The sequence below is a fragment of the Nocardioides okcheonensis genome (assembly GCF_020991065.1).
GTDB lineage: Bacteria > Actinomycetota > Actinomycetes > Propionibacteriales > Nocardioidaceae > Nocardioides > Nocardioides okcheonensis.
In genome coordinates, this window is record NZ_CP087710.1 from 2,952,062 (window position 1) to 2,970,071 (window position 18,010).

The 18,010-nt window shown below is 73.1% G+C and carries 17 protein-coding genes and 1 tRNA gene; 12 read left to right on the top strand and 6 right to left on the bottom strand.

All coding sequences use genetic code 11. The annotated features are described in order from the left end of the window. Positions 1-66 precede the first annotated feature (66 nt). Together xylA and LN652_RS14375 are read right to left on the bottom strand one after the other, a co-directional pair. Positions 67-1,335, bottom strand: a complete 1,269-nt coding sequence (gene xylA / locus LN652_RS14370) for a xylose isomerase (RefSeq protein WP_230441300.1) — start codon at positions 1,333-1,335, stop codon at positions 67-69. Further along, complete coding sequence (locus LN652_RS14375; protein WP_230441301.1) at positions 1,271-2,668, bottom strand: FGGY family carbohydrate kinase; 1,398 nt, start codon at positions 2,666-2,668, stop codon at positions 1,271-1,273. Before LN652_RS14375 ends, xylA begins: the two co-directional genes overlap by 65 nt. 360 nt (positions 2,669-3,028) lie before the next feature. Between LN652_RS14375 and LN652_RS14380 the strand changes: the two genes are divergently transcribed. The 7 genes from LN652_RS14380 to LN652_RS14410 all read left to right on the top strand — a co-directional run bounded on the left by LN652_RS14380 (position 3,029) and on the right by LN652_RS14410 (position 8,905). Continuing rightward, positions 3,029-3,349: a TetR-like C-terminal domain-containing protein gene (locus LN652_RS14380; RefSeq protein ID WP_230441302.1), complete on the top strand. Its 321-nt coding sequence runs from the start codon at positions 3,029-3,031 to the stop codon at positions 3,347-3,349. Next, a complete protein-coding gene (locus tag LN652_RS14385; protein ID WP_230441303.1) occupies positions 3,346-4,482 on the top strand; it encodes an SGNH/GDSL hydrolase family protein in 1,137 nt (378 codons plus the stop codon). The genes LN652_RS14380 and LN652_RS14385 overlap by 4 nt, the downstream gene beginning before the upstream one ends. Before the next feature lie 60 nt (positions 4,483-4,542). Beyond that, positions 4,543-5,106, top strand: coding sequence for a TetR/AcrR family transcriptional regulator (locus LN652_RS14390; protein WP_230441304.1), 564 nt, complete (start codon positions 4,543-4,545; stop codon positions 5,104-5,106). Further along, positions 5,103-6,584, top strand: coding sequence for an MFS transporter (locus LN652_RS14395; RefSeq protein ID WP_230441305.1), 1,482 nt, complete (start codon positions 5,103-5,105; stop codon positions 6,582-6,584). Before LN652_RS14390 ends, LN652_RS14395 begins: the two co-directional genes overlap by 4 nt. A gap of 33 nt (positions 6,585-6,617) precedes the next feature. Further along, on the top strand, positions 6,618-7,628 hold the full coding sequence (gene speB, locus LN652_RS14400) for an agmatinase (protein WP_230441306.1): 1,011 nt from the start codon (positions 6,618-6,620) through the stop codon (positions 7,626-7,628). A 63-nt stretch (positions 7,629-7,691) separates the two neighbouring features. Further along, positions 7,692-8,303 carry a ClpP family protease gene (locus LN652_RS14405; RefSeq protein WP_230441307.1) on the top strand — a complete coding sequence of 204 codons (612 nt, stop codon included), beginning with the start codon at positions 7,692-7,694 and terminating at the stop codon, positions 8,301-8,303. Further along, positions 8,300-8,905, top strand: coding sequence for a ClpP family protease (locus LN652_RS14410; protein ID WP_230441308.1), 606 nt, complete (start codon positions 8,300-8,302; stop codon positions 8,903-8,905). Before LN652_RS14405 ends, LN652_RS14410 begins: the two co-directional genes overlap by 4 nt. A gap of 15 nt (positions 8,906-8,920) precedes the next feature. Here the strand turns inward: LN652_RS14410 and LN652_RS14415 are convergent, their stop codons facing one another. Together LN652_RS14415 and LN652_RS14420 are read right to left on the bottom strand one after the other, a co-directional pair. Further along, on the bottom strand, positions 8,921-9,217 hold the full coding sequence (locus LN652_RS14415; RefSeq protein WP_230441309.1) for a helix-turn-helix domain-containing protein: 297 nt from the start codon (positions 9,215-9,217) through the stop codon (positions 8,921-8,923). A 59-nt stretch (positions 9,218-9,276) separates the two neighbouring features. Next, a complete protein-coding gene (locus LN652_RS14420; protein ID WP_230441310.1) occupies positions 9,277-9,813 on the bottom strand; it encodes a hemerythrin domain-containing protein in 537 nt (178 codons plus the stop codon). Between the two features lie 121 nt (positions 9,814-9,934). On the opposite strand from LN652_RS14420, the gene LN652_RS14425 reads away from it, so the two are divergent. Continuing rightward, positions 9,935-10,138, top strand: coding sequence for a hypothetical protein (locus LN652_RS14425; RefSeq protein WP_230441311.1), 204 nt, complete (start codon positions 9,935-9,937; stop codon positions 10,136-10,138). On the opposite strand, the gene LN652_RS14430 is transcribed toward LN652_RS14425, so the two are convergent. Continuing rightward, positions 10,128-10,200 (bottom strand) — tRNA-Arg (locus LN652_RS14430). The genes LN652_RS14425 and LN652_RS14430 overlap by 11 nt on opposite strands. A gap of 149 nt (positions 10,201-10,349) precedes the next feature. Here LN652_RS14430 and LN652_RS14435 point away from each other — a divergent pair. The 4 genes from LN652_RS14435 (at position 10,350) to LN652_RS14450 (ending at position 17,679) form a co-directional block, all read left to right on the top strand. Then, complete coding sequence (locus LN652_RS14435) at positions 10,350-12,185, top strand: phosphoenolpyruvate carboxykinase (GTP) (RefSeq protein ID WP_230441312.1); 1,836 nt, start codon at positions 10,350-10,352, stop codon at positions 12,183-12,185. A 40-nt stretch (positions 12,186-12,225) separates the two neighbouring features. Next, the gene (locus tag LN652_RS14440; RefSeq protein WP_268932183.1) at positions 12,226-14,481 is read left to right on the top strand and encodes a putative bifunctional diguanylate cyclase/phosphodiesterase; all 2,256 of its coding nucleotides are present in this window, start codon (positions 12,226-12,228) and stop codon (positions 14,479-14,481) included. 225 nt (positions 14,482-14,706) lie between these two features. Beyond that, positions 14,707-16,542, top strand: a complete 1,836-nt coding sequence (locus LN652_RS14445; protein WP_230441313.1) for a phosphoenolpyruvate carboxykinase (GTP) — start codon at positions 14,707-14,709, stop codon at positions 16,540-16,542. Positions 16,543-16,674: 132 nt separating this feature from the next. Beyond that, positions 16,675-17,679, top strand: coding sequence for a TrmB family transcriptional regulator (locus LN652_RS14450; protein ID WP_230441314.1), 1,005 nt, complete (start codon positions 16,675-16,677; stop codon positions 17,677-17,679). Between the two features lie 170 nt (positions 17,680-17,849). Here LN652_RS14450 and LN652_RS21945 read toward each other — a convergent pair whose 3' ends face one another. Then, the gene (locus tag LN652_RS21945; RefSeq protein WP_268932184.1) at positions 17,850-17,978 is read right to left on the bottom strand and encodes a hypothetical protein; all 129 of its coding nucleotides are present in this window, start codon (positions 17,976-17,978) and stop codon (positions 17,850-17,852) included. Positions 17,979-18,010: the final 32 nt, after the last annotated feature.

Below are 18,010 nucleotides of genomic sequence, written 5' to 3' on the forward strand. Positions count from 1 at the left end.
CCCGCAGGACCGCGGCGGTGTTGGCCCGGCGCAGCCCCTCGGTGGCCGCGCCGGACCGCTGACCGGTCAGCGGACGCCGTAGAGGTGCTCGAGCGCCAGCTGGTCGAGGTGCTCGGTCGCCGCGCCGATCGCGCCCAGCCGGTCGGGGTCGGGGAGCTCCCACTCGAGCAGCTGCTTCCAGTCCTCGCCCTCGCCCAGGGTGGGCTGCGCGAGCTCGGGCAGGCGGGCCGCCTCGAGCGCGGCCTGGACCTCGGGGTCGGCGCGGAACGCCTTCACCTTCTCGCGCAGGATCAGGTAGTTGCGCATGTTGGCGGCGGCGCTGACCCACACGCCGTCCTCGTCCTCGATCCGCGAGGGCTTGAAGTCGAAGTGCACCGGGCCGTCGTAGCCGCCGGCCAGCAGCGCGTCGACGACCCAGAAGGCGCCGCGCACGTTGCCGGCGCCGAAGCGCAGGTCCTGGTCGTACTTCGGGCCGTTCTGGCCGTTGAGGTCGATGTGGAAGAGCTTGCCCTGCCACAGCGCCTGGGCGTAGCCGGCCGCGGCGTTCATGCCGGCCATCTCCTCGTGCCCGATCTCGGGGTTCACGCCGACCAGCTCGGGGCGCTCGAGCTCGTTGATGAAGGCCAGCGCGTGGCCGATGGTCGGCAGCAGGATGTCGCCGCGGGGCTCGTTGGGCTTGGGCTCGATGGCGAACTTCAGGTCGTAGCCCTGGTCGACGACGTACTGGCCGAGGAGGTCGAAGGCCTCCTTCATCCGGTCGAGCGCGAGGCGGGTGTCCTGGCTGGCGCCGTACTCCGCGCCCTCGCGACCGCCCCACGCGACGTAGACCTTCGCGCCGAGCTCGGCGGCGAGGTCGATGTTGCGCATCACCTTGCGGAGCGCGAAGCGTCGGATGTCGCGGTTGTTGTTGGTGAAGCCGCCGGCCTTGAAGACCGGGTGGCTGAACAGGTTGGTGGTGGCCGTGGTGACGACCAGGCCGGTGTCGGCGAGGCCCTTGGTGAAGCGGTCGATGATCTGCTGGCGGGTGGTGTCGTCGCTGCCGAACGGGATCACGTCGTCGTCGTGGAAGTTCACGCCGTAGGCGCCGAGCTCCGCGAGCTTCTCCAGCGCGTGGACGGTGTCCATCGGCGGGCGGGTCGCGCCCCCGAACGGGTCGACGCCCTGCCAGCCGACGGTCCAGAGGCCGAAGAACTTGTCCTCGGGGGTGGGGTGGGGATCGCGGTGCTCATCGGGTGCCTTCCGTCGTCTGCTGCGTGGGTGGGGGCGGTGGTCAGGCGGACGCGTCGGCGTCCAGGGGGCGGTGCGGGCGCGCAGGTCGGCGTAGGACTCGCGCACCTGCGGGGTCGGGTCGGCCTCGAGGACCGTGGTCGCGCCGGGCGACCAGGCGGGCGGGGCGTCGGTGCCGGCGAGCGCCCACGCGGCCTGGCGGGCGCGCCGAGCGCGACGTACTCGCCCTCCGGCGGCAGCCGGACGGGACGGCGAGGACGGCGGGCGCGAGCGCCCGGAGCGCGGCGCTGCGGGTGGCGCCGCCGACCATGAGCACGCGCCGCGGCTCCTCGCCGGTCGCCGCCACGAGCCGGTCGACGGCGTCGGCGAGCGAGCACAGGAGCGCTTCGTACGCCGCCCGGGCGAGGTCCTCGCGGGTGGTGGCCGGGGTGAGGCCGGTCCAGGTGCCGACGGCGGTCGGCCGGTTCGGGCTGCGCTCGCCGCCGTAGAACGGCAGCAGGGTGACGCCGCCCGCGCCGGGCGTGGAGGCCAGGGCGAGGTCGGCGAGACCGGCGTGGTCGACGCCCAGCCAGCGGGCCTGGAGGTCGAGGATGCCGGCGGCGTTGATCGTGGTGACCATCGGCAGGAAGCCGCCGCTGGCGTCGGCGAACCCGGTCACGGTGCCGGTGCCGTCGGCGACCGGGGTGCCGGAGACGGCCGACGCGACACCGGACGTGCCGACCGAGACCAGGACGTCTCCGGGCTCGAGGACCATGCCGAGCGCCGCACCCATGTTGTCGCCGGTGCCGCCGGCGACCACGGCGCCCGAGGCCGTGTGCGCGGCGACCGCGCCCGGGGCGACGACGCGGGGGAGCGCGACCTCGCGGCCGATCGCCCGGGCGGCCAGGTCGGGGCGCCACTCGCCGGTGGCGGTGGCGAAGTAGCCGGTGCCGGAGGCGTCGCCGCGGTCGGTGAACGGCGCGGTCCCGGGAGCGGCGAGGTGGCGGGAGACGTGGTCGTGGGGGAGGAGCACCGTGCGGACCCGCGCGGCGGCGTCGGGCTCGTGGTCGCGCACCCAGCGCAGCTTGGCCGCGGTGAAGGACGCCACCAGGACGCTGCCGACCGCGTCGGCGCAGGCCTGCGGCCCGCCCATCTCCTCGACGAGGTCGCGCGCGGCGTCGGCGGAGCGGGTGTCGTTCCAGAGCAGGGCGTCGCGGACCGGGACGTCCGAGGCGTCGAGCGCCACCATCCCGTGCTGCTGGCCCGCGACGGAGACCGCGTCGGCGCGCTCGAGCAGCCCGTCCGTGGCCGCGTCGACCGCGGTCAGCCAGGCGCCGGGGTCGACCTCGGTGCCGGGCGGGTGGGGAGCGGTGCGGGAGTCGACGATCCGGCCGTCGTCGGCGTCGACGAGGACCGCCTTGGTCGACTGGGTCGAGGAGTCGATGCCGAGCACGAGGGTCACCCACCCATTAAGTACGAGTCTCGAACTAAAGTCAACGGTCCCCGACTTGCGAACAGAAACTAATGATCTTAGTTTGAAGGCTCACCGATGAAGGAGGAGCCGTGCCGCGAGCAGGACTCACCGGCGACGCCGTCACGCGTGCCGCCGCCGACCTGGCCGACGAGGTCGGGCTCGACGGGGTGACGCTCACCGCCCTCGCCCGGCAGTTCGGCGTCGCGGTCCCGAGCCTCTACGCCCACGTCCGCAGCGCCGCCGACGTCCGCACGCGGGTCGCGCTGCTCGCGCTGGAGGAGACCGCCGACCTCGCGTCCGCGGCGCTCGCCGGCGTGAGCGGCGCGCGCGCTCGCCGCGCTCGGCGACGTGTGGCGGGCCTACGCCCGGGAGCACCCGGGGCGCTACGCCGCCACCCGCCTGCCGCTGGACCACGAGGCCGCGGCCGCCAGCGCCGGTCCGCGGCACGCCGAGCTGGTGCGGGCGGTGCTCCGGGGCTACGACCTCGACGACGACGCCACGACCCACGCGGTCCGGCTGCTCGGTGCCACCTTCCACGGCTACGCCGCGCTCGACGCGGCCGGCGCCTTCGGTCACGTCGACGGCGCCCCCACCTCCGACGAGACCTGGCAGCGCGTGCTCGACGGCCTCGACACCCTCATCCACACCTGGGAGACCCGCACCCCATGACCGGCACCCTGACCCCCGTCCCCGACGTGCGTGCCCTGCTGCGCGGCGCGATCGAGCTCGAGCCCACCGCGGCCGGCCTGCTCCCGCACCGGCTGCCGGCGTGGGCGCGCGCGCAGACCGACGACCCGCAGCTGCGGCTCGTCGAGGCCCAGCCGTCCGGCGTACGCCTCGCGGTGCGGACCACCGCGACCCGCCTCGAGCTCGACGTGCTGCCCACCAAGCGGCAGTACGCCGGGGTCCCCGCGCGACCCGACGGGCGCTACGACGTGCTGGTCGACGGCGCGCTCGCCGAGCAGCTCACCGCCCCCGGCGGCAACGTGCTCACGGTCGACATGATGACCGGCGCCCACACCTTCGAGGCCGGGGAGCCGACGACCCTCGCGGTCGGGCTCCCGGCGGGGGAGACGGCGGTCGAGGTGTGGCTGCCGCACGACGAGCAGACCGAGGTCGTCGCCCTGCGCTCGGACGCGCCGCTCGAGCCGCTGGCCGACGACCGGCCGCGCTGGCTCCACCACGGCAGCTCGATCAGCCACGGCTCCAACGCCACCCACCCGACCGGCACCTGGCCGGTCGTCGCGGCCCGGCTGGCGGGCCTCGACCTGCTCAACCTGGGGTTCGGCGGCAGCGCGATGCTCGACCCGTTCGTGGCCCGCACCATCCGCGACACCCCGGCCGACCGGATCAGCGTCAAGCTCGGCATCAACCTCGTCAACGGCGACGTGATGCGCCGCCGGGTGCTCGGTCCGGCGGTCCACGGCTGGCTCGACACCATCCGCGACGGCCACCCCGAGACCCCCCTCCGCCTCGTGTCGCCGATCTTCTGCGGCGTCCACGAGGCGACCCCCGGTCCCACCGCGCCCGACATGGCGGCGATGGCCGAGGGTCGGGTCGCCTTCGTCGCCGGCGGCGACCCTGCCGCGGTCGCGGCCGGGGCGCTCACCCTGGAGGTGGTCCGCGAGGTGCTGGCCGAGGTGGTCGAGCGTCGCGACGACCCGCACCTGGTCCACGTCGACGGCCTCGACCTCTACGGCCCCGCCGACGCCGAGCGGCTGCCGCTGCCCGACAACCTGCACCCCGACGGCGAGACCCACCGGCTGATCGGCGAGCGGTTCGCGGCGCTGCCCGGCTGGTGACCCGTGTTGCGACATCGTTGCCTCAAATGAGACACTGATGTCTCAACCAAGGAGGTGGCCGTGGGATCGAACCGCGACGACGTGCTCGGCGCCGCACAGCGCCTGCTCAACGGTGACCCCGGTGCGTCGATGTCGACCATCGCCGAGGCCGCCTCGGTCAGCCGGGCGACGCTGCACCGGCACTTCGAGTCCCGCGAGGCGCTGCTCCTCGAGCTCGGCACGCGCTCGCTCGACCAGTGGGAGCGCCGCCTCGACGACGCGGACGTCGAAGGGTCCGCCGCGTCGGCGGACGCCGCCACGATCCGCGCCACCCTCGAGGCCCTCGTCGCGGGCTACGTCGACGACTCCGACGACCACGCCTTCGCCCTGACCGACCACGTCATCCTCGGCAACGCCGCGCTCGCCGAGCGCACCCAGCGCCTCGCCGACCGGGAGACGGTGCTGTTCGCCGCCGCCCAGGAAGCCGGGGTGGTCCGCGCCGACCTGCCGTTGCGCTGGTTCGGCCACACCGTCTACGGCCAGCTCGTCGCGGGCCGCGAGGCCGTGCGGTTCGGCGACGTCGCCCGCCGCGACGTCGCCCACCTCGTCCTGTCCACCCTGCTCACCGGGATCGCGCCGTCATGACCAGCCTCGCCCCGTCCGCGCCCCGCACCGCCTCCGACCCGCGCCGCTGGTGGGCGCTGGCCGTGCTGGCTGCGAGCCTCCTCGTGGTGGTCATGGACATGACCATCCTCAACGTCGCGCTCCCCGCGATGACCGACGAGCTGGGCCTGGGCGCGGTCTCCCAGCTCTGGGTCGTGGACGCCTACGCCCTCGCGCTGGCCGGCCTGCTCGTGCCGGTCACGGCCCTCGCCGACAGGTGGGGCCGCAAGCGGATGCTGGTCACGGGCTACGCCGCCTTCGCGGTCGGCTCGCTCGCCGTGCTCTGGGCGGACAGCGCGGCCGAGGTCATCGCGATCCGGGCGCTGCTCGGGCTGGGTGGGGCGATGGTGATGCCGTCCACGCTCTCCCTGATCCGCTCGACCTTCGCCGACCCGCGCGAGCGGACCCTCGCGCTCAGCGTGTGGGGCGCGACCGCGGCGCTCGGTGCTGCGGTCGGCCCGGTCGTGGGCGGCGCGCTGCTCGAGGCGTTCAGCTGGCACGCGGCCTTCCTGGTCAACGTGCCGCTGATGGCCGTGGCGATCGTCGCCGGGCTCTGGATCCTGCGGGAGAGCCGCTCGCAGCGCCCGGGCCGCATCGACGTGACCGGCGTGCTCCTCTCGGCGGGTGGGATGACCGCGGCCGTCTACGCCGTCAAGCAGCTCGGCAAGCACGGACCCACCGTCGCGACGCTGGCGCTGCTCGCCGTCGGCGTCGCGGCGCTCGCCCTGTTCGTGCGCCGCTCGCTGCGCTCCGACCGCCCCATGCTCGACGTGCGCCTCTTCCGGCAGCCGGTGCTCCGCGCGGGCGTCGTCGCGGCCCTGGCCAGCAGCATGCTGATGGCGACGGTGCTGTTCGTCGGCAGCCAGTGGCTGCAGCTGGTCGAGGGGATGGGCCCGCTGCGCTCGGGCCTCGCGCTGCTGCCGCTCGCGGTCGGTGCGATGGTCGCCTCGCCGTTCGCCCCGGCCCTCGCCGAGCGCACGAGCCCACGGCTGGTGCTCTCGGCCGGGCTGATGGTGCTGGCGACCGGACTCGCGCTGGTCGCGGTGCTGCCGGCGACCTACCCTTGGGTCGCGGTCGCCTTCGCGGTGGTCGGCCTGGGCACGTCGGCCCTCGGGCTCGGCTCGGCCCTCATCATGGGCACCGCCACCGACGACCAAGCGGGGTCCGCCGCGGCCATCGAGGAGATCACCTACGAGCTGGGCGCCGTGCTCGGCATCACGTTCCTCGGCAGCCTGGTCGGAGCGGTCTACCTCGCCGGCCTGCCCGACGGCGTGGGTGCGGCGGCGCGCGAGTCCCTGGCCGGCGCGACCGGCGGGCCGTGGGCGGGCGAGGCGGCCGACTCCTTCGTCGTGGCCTTCGCCTCCGTGGGCGCGGTCGGGGCGGTCGGCGCCGCGCTGGCGGCGTACGTCGTGTGGCGCCTGGTGCCGGCGGACCTCACGCTCGACGACTCGCAGCACTGACCGGCGGCCGCCTCGCGCCCTAGAGTCACCTCCATGGCCCGCTACGGCGCTCAGTTCGGCCCCGACATCACCTTCCTCGGGGTGCCCGCCTGCGACCTGGACGACGAGGCGTCCTACGCCGACGCGGACGTGGTCGTCGTCGGCGCACCGTTCGACGGCGGCACGTCCCACCGCCCCGGCACCCGCTTCGGGCCGCAGGCGATCCGGATGACCGACTACCTCCCGCACGACGGCTCCCGGCCCAGCCTCGCGCTGCGCACGGACGGCCTCGTCGACCTGCGGGTCGTCGACGCCGGGGACGTCGAGATGCCCCCGGGCGACATCGAGCGGGCGCTCGGCGTGCTGGAGGCGGCGGTCGAGAAGGTCGCCCGGGCCGGCGCGATCCCGGTCGTGCTCGGCGGCGACCACTCCATCGCCTACCCCGACGCCAAGGGGGTCGCCAACGTCCTGGGCCACGGGCGGGTCTCGATGATCCACTTCGACGCCCACGCCGACACCGGCGACATCGAGTTCGGCTCGCTGTGGGGCCACGGCCAGCCGATGCGCCGGCTGATCGAGTCGGGGGCGCTGCGCGGCGACCGGTTCCTGCAGGTCGGGCTGCGCGGCTACTGGCCGGGCCCCGAGACGCTCGACTGGATGGCCGGGCAGCGGATGCGGTCCTACGAGATGACCGAGATCGTCCACCGCGGCCTCGACGACTGCCTCACCGAGGCGTTCGGCATCGCCACCGACGCGTGCGAGGGCGTCTTCCTCTCCGTCGACATCGACGTCTGCGACCCGGGGCACGCGCCCGGCACCGGCACCCCGGAGCCGGGCGGGCTGACCGCCCGCCAGCTGCTCGACGCCGTGCGCCGGATCTGCCTGGAGCTGCCCGTCGTCGGCGTGGACGTGGTCGAGGTGAGCCCGCCCTACGACCACGCCGACATCACCGCGGCGCTCGCCAACCGCGTGGTGCTCGAGGCGCTCTCGGCCATCGCCCGCAAGCGCCGCGACGAGCGCGACGGCACCACCTGGGACCCGTCGCGTCCGCTGCTGGACCGCTGACGGCGGATCCGCGCCCAGCAGAACGCCCTGTGCCCGCGGCCCGCGGCGGCACACGCTGGAGCCATGAGCACCCACACCACCGAACGCATCGAGGACGAGCTCGTCCGCCGGCTGATGCACGAGCGCATCGTCGTGCTCGGCGAGGAGCTGCAGGAGCGCAACGGCAACCGGCTGATGCACCAGCTCCTGCTCCTGTCGGCCGACGACCCGCGCGCCGACATCAGCCTCTGGGTCAACAGCCCCGGCGGCTCCGTGTCGGCGATGCTGGCCATCCACGACGTCATGCGCCTGATCCCCAACGACGTCAGCACCGTCGCGATGGGCATGGCGGCCAGCGCCGGGCAGTTCCTGCTGTCCGCCGGCACGCCCGGCAAGCGCTACGTCCTGCCGCACGCGCGCGTCCTGCTGCACCAGGGCTCGGCCGGCATCGGCGGCACCGCCGTCGACATCGAGCTGCAGGCCGAGGACCTGCGCCAGACCCGCGACACGGTCCTCGGCCTGATCGCCGAGCACACCGGGCAGGACCGCGACACCGTCGAGCGCGACTCCCGGCGCGACCGCTGGTTCAGCGCCGAGCAGGCCCTCGCCTACGGGTTCGTCGACCACCTGATCACCGGCGTCGACGACGTCACCCCCGGACGGCGGCACGCGGTCGGCCTGGCGGGTGCGCGATGAGCGGCTACCCGATCCCCTACGTCGTCCAGCAGACGCCGCGCGGCGAGCGGACCCTCGACCTCTACTCCCGGCTGCTGTCGGAGCGGATCGTCTACCTCGGCACCGAGATCGACGACGGCGTCGCCAACGTGGTGATCGCCCAGCTCCTGCACCTCGCGTCCGAGAGCTCCGAGCTGCCGATCAGCCTCTACGTCAACAGCCCCGGCGGCTCGATCTCGGCGTCGTTGGCGATCTACGACGCGATGCAGTTCGTCCGGCCGCTGGTGGAGACGGTCTGCGTGGGCCAGGCGACCTGGACCGCGGCGGTCCTGCTCGCCGGCGGAGCCCCGGGCAGGCGGGCGATCCTGCCGCACGGCCGCGTGGTGCTGCACCAGCCCGCCACCCAGGGGCGCGGCACGGTGCCCGACCTGATCCTCGAGGCCGACGAGGTGGCCCGGGTCCGGCTGCTGCTCGAGGAGGTGCTGGCCCGCCACACCGGGCGTACGCCCGAGCAGATCCGCCAGGACACCGACCGCACGCTCGTGCTCCCCGGCGAGGCGGCCGTCGACTACGGCGTCGTCGACACCGTGCTGCACGACCAGCCCCTGCTCACCGCTTCGTGAGCGGACCTGTGCGGGTCAGGCGGCGAGCGCCAGCGCGTCCGGCCGGGCGACGCGGGTGGCGAGCTCGCGGGTGCCGAGGTCGAGCGCGCCGGCGATCGCCTGGAGCATCTCCGACGACGGGTCCTTGAGCCCGCGCTCGACCTCGGAGAGGTACTGCACCGAGACGCCCGCGCGCCCGGCGACGTCGACCAGCCGCTCGCCCCGGCGGGCGCGCTCGCGGTGCAGCTCGCGGCCGACCAGCTCGCGCCACAGCGGCTCGGGGGAGGTGGGAGCGGCGTCGTCACGGTCGGGGAAGGGGAGGATCTGGCCCATGTCCCGACGCTAGCCACGCCGCGGGCCCGTGCCCAGCAGTTCCGCTCAGGGCGGAACGATCAGACCCCGAGCCCGAGCAGCCCCAGCGGCTCGGTCATCTCGGCCTCCTCGTAGGTGAAGTGGGACTCCAGGTCGGCACGCAGGTCCGCGACCGCCCGGGCCAGCTCGTCGACCCGCGCGGGGTCCGCGGCGACGGCGACCGCGAGGCCGTCGACGCGCTCGAGGTGGGCGTGCACGACCAGGTGCTCCTCGGCGAGCCGGGCCGCCACCGGCGCGTAGTCGGCCAGCGTCGCGACCGCGGGGAAGAGGTTCCGGTCCTCGATCGAGTGGTGCATCGTCAGGAAGCGGCAGACCTGGCCGCACATCCCCGCGACCTGCTGCGCCGACAGGGCGGGGGCGAGGCCGTGCACCCCGGCGCGCACGTCGTCGACGGCTCCCGTGCCGTCGCGCAGCGCTGCGACCGCCCGGGTCAGCGCGACGAGCTGGGCGCGGAAGTGGTCGTGGATCATCCGCAGGTGGTCGCCCGCGATCCGCTGCCGGGGCGTGAGGTCGACCGAACCGGCCACGCGAGGTCGGGAGGCGTCGTCGATCGGCACGGGGCCAGCCTAGGTCGACGACCCCGGGACCTCCGGCCCGCCGACGGGTGCCGTTCGGTCCTGCCCTCGCGCGGGCGCGCGCACGAGGGTGGAGGCACCGACGACACCCGGGAGGCCTCCGATGATGACCCACCAGTACGTCCAGCACGACTGGTCGCCACTCGTCTACGCGGAGGGCCTGGCGGTGATGGCGCTGCTCGTCGTCCTCGGCATGTGCGTCTTCCTGCTCGGCGCCACGCGCGCCAAGCGGACGCACCCGGCCGGGCCCGGGATGCAGGAAGGGCCCCGACCTGAGGTCGGGGCCCAACGTCCTGCGCGCCTGTAGGGATTCGAACCCCAAACCTTCTGATCCGTAGTCAGATGCTCTATCCGTTGAGCTACAGGCGCCCGTCCGTGCTCCGCCGAGCGGTGCGAGGACTCGACGACAATAGCCGACGGGCGCCGGACGAGCGAAATCACCACCACCCCCTGAGTCGGTCCGACCCCGCGGACCGTGGCCTAGGGTGCCTAGCACCCCACCGAAGAGAGGCAGCGCGATGGCAGATCTCGAGGCAGTCCTGGACGAGGCCGGGCTGACGAACCCCCGTGTCCGCGAGTTCGTCAAGGAGTACGCCGAGCTCACCGGCGCCGAGCACGTCGAGGTGGTCAACGCCTCCGACGACGCGCGGCTGCTCGAGGAGGCGGTCCGGACGGGCGAGCTCCAGCGCGCCGGGGAGGGGCGCTACTACTCCCGCAGCTATCACAAGGACACCGCCCGCTCCGAGGAGCGGACCATCGTCGCGACGAACGACGAGAAGGACCGCGGCGTCTACAACAACTGGCGCCCGGCCTCGGAGATGAAGCCGATGCTGCACGACCGGATGCGCGGCGCGTCCGAGGGCAAGACGATGTACGTCGTCCCCTACCTGATGGCGCCTCCCGGCAACCCGCTCGCGCCGTGGGCGGCCGGCGTCGAGCTGACCGACACCCGCACCGTGGTGCTGCACATGATCCGGATGGCGCGCGTCGGCGTGCAGTTCGTCAACGACCTCGAGGACCCCGACTCGTTCGTGCGCGCCGTCCACGTCACCGGCGACCTCGAGAACCTCGGCCAGGGCACCCCCGACGACCAGCGCTACTTCGTCACCGTCGCCGACGAGCGCACGATCCTGCACTTCGGCTCGTCCTACGGCGGCAACGCGCTGCTCGGCAAGATCGCCCACGGCCTGCGCCAGGGGGCGTACGACGGGTGGGCGAGCAGGAAGTTCCTGGCCGAGCAGTACATGCTCATCGGCATCCACGACAAGGAGACCGGGAGGACGTACCACGTCTGCGGCGGCTTCCCCAGCGCCTCCGGCAAGACCAACCTGGCGATGATGGCGGCCCCCGACGCGCTCGGCGACCGCTACCACGTGTCGTTCTACGGCGACGACATCGCCTGGCTGTGGGTCGACGAGAAGACCGGCCGGCTGATGGGCATGAATCCGGAGTACGGCGTCTTCGGCGTCGCGAAGGACACCAACGAGAAGACCAACCCCAACGCGCTGGCCTCGATCGCCGAGGGCACCGACTGCATCTTCACCAACGTCGCCCACAACCCGACCACCGGCGAGGTGTGGTGGGAGGGGCGGACCCCGAAGCCGCCCACCGACGTCAAGGGCTGGCTCGACTGGACGGGCGCGCCGCTGGCCGACCGCAAGGACAACGACACCGCCGCGTGGGCCCACCCGAACAGCCGGTTCACCACCACCCTGGCCAACGTGCCCAACGTCGCCGCCGACTACGACGACCCGGTCGGGGTGCCGATCGACGCGATCATCTTCGGCGGCCGCACCCGCGACCGCGAGCCGCTGATCCGGGCGATCACCGACCTGGCGGAGGGTGTCTACGACGGGCTCACCCTCGGCGCCGAGGCCACCTTCGCCGCGGAGGGCGTCGACGGCCAGCTGCGCTACGACCCGATGTCCAACCGGCCGTTCATGGCCTACGGCGAGGGCGACTACGCCCGCCACTACCTCGACGTGGTCGGCGCGGCCACCGACCAGCCGATCTTCGCCCACGTCAACTGGTTCCAGCGCGACGCCGAGGACGGCCACTTCCTGTGGCCGGGCTACCGCGACAACCTCCGCCCGCTGCTGTGGCTGCTCCAGCTGCGCAACGGCGAGGTCGAGGGGCGTCGTACGGCCGTCGGCATCCTGCCCACCGAGGAGGAGCTCGACCTGGTCGGGATGGACGTGCCGGCCGAGGACCTCGAGCGGATCCTCACCATCGACACCGAGCGCTGGCGGCAGGAGATGGGCTTCCGCGAGGAGCACCTCGCCCAGTTCGAGCGGATGCCCGAGGAGATCTGGGAGGCACACCGCCGGGTGGCGGCCGACCTCGAGAACGAGTGATTCCGCCCCCGGGCGCGCCGTGCGTCGTTACCCTTTCGTGGTGCGACGTGACCATCCCGAGAACATCGTGAGGCTGGCGAGCGCCGACCTCGCGCGGGGTACGACCGCGCTCGCGGTGCCGTTCGGCATCGTGGCGGCCATCGGCCTGCTGACGGTCGTGCTGCCGCCGTACGAGCGCCCGTGGTGGGTGCCCGCCCTGGCCGCGCTGACCCTGGCGGCATCGGCACTGGTCTTCGCCCTCGGCCGCCGACGCCCCGACCTGGGGTGGCTCGACCCGCTCGCGGCCTACCTCCTCTTCCCCTACGCCGGGCTCGTCAACGACGCCGCCGGCGCCGGACGCGGCGGCTCCGCCTCGGGCATGACGGCGCTGCTCCTGCTGCCGATCCTCTGGCTCGCGGTCACCGGGACCCTGCGCCAGCTCTGGGTGGCCAGCGCGCTCGCGGTGGCGACGCTTGCCCTGCCGATGCTGGTCCTCGGACCTCCCGACTACGCGCTGGGCGACTGGCGCCGGGTGCTGATGTGGGGTGCGATCTCCGTCATCGTCGCCCCGGTCCTGCACCGCGTGGTGCGCGACCTCGCCCGCCAGACCCGGCGCGCGCGCGTCGCGACCGCCCGCGCCGAGCGACTCTTCGACGACGCCCCGCACGGCGTCGCCCTGCTCGACAGCGAGGGCACCGTGGTGCGGGTCAACGTCTCCATGGCCGTGATCCTGGGCCTCGACCCGCCCGAGATGGTCGGGCACCGCCTCAGTGCGTTCGAGACGCCCGGGGAGGACCGCATCGACGACCACCTCGGTCGGGTCGTCGACCTGGTCCGCGGCGAGTCCCTGGAGACCGAGTGCCGGCTGCGCGACTCGGGCGGCAACGACGTCCACGTCTCGCTCAGCAGCACGCTCGTCAGCGACGCCGACCTCGGCCACATCACGATGATCAACGTGGTGGACATGTCCGAGCGCCGGCGCTACCTCGACCGGCTGGCCCACCTCGCCGACCACGACGTGCTCACCGGCCTGGCCAACCGTCGCCGCTTCGAGAGCGAGCTCGAGCGCCACCTCGACCGCTGCCAGCGCAGCGGTGCCAACGGTGCCCTGCTGCTGCTCGACCTCGACAACTTCAAGCAGGTCAACGACTCGCTCGGCCACAACGCCGGCGACGAGCTGCTCATCACCATCGCCGGGCTGCTGCGACGCTCGATCCGCAGCACCGACGTGGTCGCGCGCCTGGGCGGCGACGAGTTCGCCATCCTGCTCACCGACGCCGACGAGGCGGCCACCCGCCGGGTGGCCGAGCTCGTCGTCCAGCGCGTCGGCGCGCACGCCGCGACGCTCGACGGCGTCGGCCGCCGGGTCACCGCGAGCGTCGGCGCGGTCACCTTCCGCGCCGCCACCGAGCACTCCTCGGACATCCTGGCGCTGGCCGACATGACGATGTACGACGCCAAGGAGGCCGGCCGCAACCAGGTCGCGCTGCTCTCCGAGGGCGACACCCGCGGCCCGCGGGCGGCGGCCCGGCTGCACTGGCAGAGCCGGATCGAGGAGGCGCTGGAGCACGACCGCTTCGAGCTGCACCTGCAGCCGATCATGGACATCGCGGACGGCCGGATCCGCTCGGCCGAGGTGCTGCTGCGCCTGCGCGAGGACGACGAGCTGGTCCCGCCCTCGCGCTTCGTCTACATCGCCGAGCGGGTCGGGCTGATGCCGCAGGTCGACGCCTGGGTGGTCGACCGCAGCCTCGCCCTGCTCGCCCGCATCCGGGCCGAGCACGACCCGGGGTTCCGCCTCGAGGTCAACCTGTCCGGGCACTCGATCGGCAACCCGGAGATCGAGCAGGCGATCGTCGACTCGCTGTCGCGGCACGGGGTCGACCCGTCGGCGCTGATCCTCGAGATCACCGAGACCGCGGCCGTGGCCGACGTGGCCCTGGCCCGCGACTTCGCCGCCCGGATGACCCAGCTCGGGTGCGCGTTCGCGCTCGACGACTTCGGCGCGGGCTTCGGGTCCTTCTACTACCTCAAGCACCTGTTCTTCGACTACGTGAAGATCGACGGCGAGTTCGTCGCCCACGTCCACGAGTCGTCGGTCGACCGCACGATCATGCGCTCGATCGTCGGCATCGCCCGCGACCTCGGCAAGCGCACGGTCGCCGAGTTCGTCTCGGAGCCGGCCATCCTCGAGGTGTGCCGCGAGGAGGGCGTCGACCTCGCCCAGGGCTACCTGATCGGGCGGCCCGCGGCCTACGACGAGTTCGTCTCGTCGTTCCTCCTCGCCCCGGGCGGGACGGCCCAGCGGGCCGGCTGAGGCCCTCGTCGTGAGGGTCCCGCAGAGGCCGAAAGCAGCCCCTGCGGAACCCACTTGCGCACCGGAAAAGCCCAAGTCAGGCGGTTTTCCGGGGGGTGGAGACGCAGGTCACACGTCTGTGATCGATCCAATAGGTGGCCCCCGGGGCACGGGCTAGCGTCCGGCGCAAGTCGCCGACAACGAGGCCGCGCGAACCACCCGCGACGAATGCTGAAGGAACCGGTCATGACCGCAACGATCGACACGCAGACGACCCCGCCGACCACCCACGAGGCCATCCTCGCGTGGGTCGCCGAGGTCGCCGAGCTCACCCAGCCCGACCGCATCCACTGGTGCACGGGCTCCGACGAGGAGTGGGCGGAGCTGACCGCCTCGCTCGAGGCCACCGGCACCTTCACCCGGCTCAACCCGGACGTGATGCCCAACTCGTTCCACGCGGCGTCCGACCCCACCGACGTGGCGCGCGTCGAGGACCGCACCTACATCTGCTCGGTCGACGAGCGCGACGCGGGTCCGACCAACAACTGGATGGACCCCGCGCAGATGAAGGACCTGATGCGCGGGCTCTACGCCGGCTGCATGCGGGGCCGCACGATGTACGTCATCCCCTTCGTCATGGGCCACCTCGACGCCGAGAAGCCGATGTTCGGCATCGAGGTCACCGACTCGGCCTACGTCACCGTGTCGATGCGCGTGATGGCGCGGATGGGCACCGAGGTGCTGCGCCGCATCGAGGAGCTGACCGCTGCCGGCCACGACCCCCAGTGGGTGCCGGCGCTGCACTCGGTCGGCATGCCGCTCGAGCCCGGCCAGGCCGACGTGGCGTGGCCGTGCAACGACACCAAGTACATCGTCCAGTTCCCCGAGGAGCGGATGATCTGGAGCTTCGGCTCGGGCTACGGCGGCAACGCCCTGCTCGGCAAGAAGTGCTACGCCCTGCGCATCGCGTCGGTCATGGCGCGCGACGAGGGCTGGCTGGCCGAGCACATGCTCATCCTCAAGCTCACCTCGCCGCAGGGCGTGACCAAGTACGTCGCCGCGGCCTTCCCGAGCGCCTGCGGCAAGACCAACCTCGCGATGCTCAAGCCCACCGTCCCCGGCTGGACCGTCGAGGCGATCGGCGACGACATCGCGTGGATGCGCATCGGCGAGGACGGCCGGCTGTGGGCCGTCAACCCCGAGTACGGCTTCTTCGGCGTCGCCCCGGGCACCAACGAGCACACCAACCCGTACGCGATGGAGACCATCCGCAAGGGCAACTCGGTCTTCACCAACGTCGCGCTCACCCCCGACGGCAACGTCTGGTGGGAGGGCCTGGAGAACACCCCGGCCGAGGCCACGAGCTGGAAGGGCGAGCCCTGGACCCCGGAGTCCGACGAGCTCTCCAGCCACGCCAACAGCCGCTACTGCACGCCGATCAAGCAGTGCTCGATCCTCGCCGACGAGTACGACGACCCGCGCGGCGTGCCGATCGACGCGATCCTCTTCGGCGGTCGCCGCAAGACCACGATCCCGCTCGTCACCGAGGCCCGCGACTGGAACCACGGCACCTTCATGGGCGCCACGCTGTCGTCGGAGACCACCGCGGCCGCCGTCGGCGCCGTCGGCGTGGTGCGCCGCGACCCGATGGCGATGCTGCCGTTCATCGGCTACAACGCCGGCGACTACTTCGGCCACTGGATCAACGTCGGCAAGGACCACGACGCCGCCAAGCTGCCGCGGATCTTCTACGTCAACTGGTTCCGCCGCGGCGACGACGGCGACTTCCTGTGGCCCGGGTTCGGCGAGAACAGCCGGGTCCTCAAGTGGGTCATCGAGCGCATCGACGGCCAGGCGGCCGCGGTGGAGACCCCGATCGGCCACGTGCCGGCGCCGGGCTCGCTCGACATCGACGGCCTCGACGTCACCGAGGAGCAGCTCGCCCAGGCGCTCGCGGTCGACGCCGCCGAGTGGAAGGCCGAGATCCCGCAGATCGAGGAGTGGTTCGAGAAGTTCGGCGACGACCTCCCCGCCGTCCTGTGGAGCGAGCTCGACACGCTGAAGGCGCGCCTGGACGCCTGAGCCGCCGCCCGTCGACCGCCGACCTGTCCCCGATCCGTCCGGGGGCAGGTCGGCGTCGTTCCACCCGTGTCCGGTGGGGCGGGTGTGGCACCATCCTCACACTGGGACTGACGGGGGGAGTGGAGGTGGGTCATGCCCCTGGGGCAGCACGAGCGCGCGGTCTTCGAGGAGAGGTCCGCGCCGCTCTACGAGGAGATCGTCACCTCGGGAGGGATCAGCGCGACCGACCGCCGCATCGGCAGGCGCGGCGAGCTGCGCGAGGCCTTCGAGCTGCTCACCGAGGTCGGTCTGGTCGTCCAGAGCGATGACGGCACCAGCTGGCGCGCCGTCGACCCCGCAGCCGTGCAGGCGCGTGTCGTGGCCCCGCTGGGCCAGCAGGGCGCGGAGCTGATCGCCGAGTCCGCCCACTGGGCCCAGGCGTTCAGCTCCCTGTCCCACGCCTGGCGGCGCTCGCCCAGCGCGGTCGGCGGCCCGTTCACCGAGATCCGCGGCGCCGCGACCATCCGGACCTTCCTCGAGTCGATGGTCGCGGACTCCGAGGAGGAGCTGCTCAGCGCCCAGCCGCAGGACCGGCGCGGGGTCAAGCAGCTGACGGAGGTGTCCGCCCGCGAGATCGCCCTGCTCAAGCGCGGCGTGAGGATGCGCACCCTCTACCAGCACGCCGCCCGTCGCGGCACCGACACCCGCAAGTACGTCGCCGCGGTGACGGCCGCGGGCGCCGAGGTGCGGACCCTCGACGAGTTCTTCAACCGGCTGATCGTCGTCGACCGGCGGATCGCGGTCATCCCGAGCCACGAGGGACTCAACGCGGCGATGGTGATCAGCGAGCCGTCGATGGTGTCCTACCTCGTCGACATGTTCGAGCGGCACTGGGAGCGCGCCCGTCCGTTCACCAGCAGCGAGTCGTCCCTGATGCGCGACATCGCGGCGGAGCAGCGCGCGATGACCATCCGGATGCTGCTCGAGGGCCGGGCCGACCCGGCGGGCGCCAAGCGCCTCGGGGTGAGCCCTCGGACCTACGCCGGCTACGTCGCCGACCTCAAGAGCGAGTTCGAGGTGGAGACCCGCTTCCAGCTCGGCTACGAGATGGGCAAGCGCGGGATCTCCGGTCGCGAGGCCGACGCCCCGGACGTCTGAGACGGGCTCGTCGGTCGTCCGGACAAGGATCGAGGGCAGCAGCTCTGGGTGAGCTGCTGCCCTCGAATGCCGAGACGGGCCTGTGGGGGAGGCCAGCCGGACCAGACTCGTGGGGGGTTGAGGGGGTCCGTGTCTCAGCTCTTCACTGCGTGCCCATCATGGCACGTCGGTCAGCGGGGAACCTTGATCTTCGTGCCCCAGCTGTAGTCGGCGTTGGCGGGAGCGGTCCCGAGACCGACGATGCCGGTGCCCAGGGCGGCCACGAGAACGGCGGCTGCGATGCGGCGAACTGGGGTCATGTTGGCTTTCACCTCGTTGTCATGTGTCACAG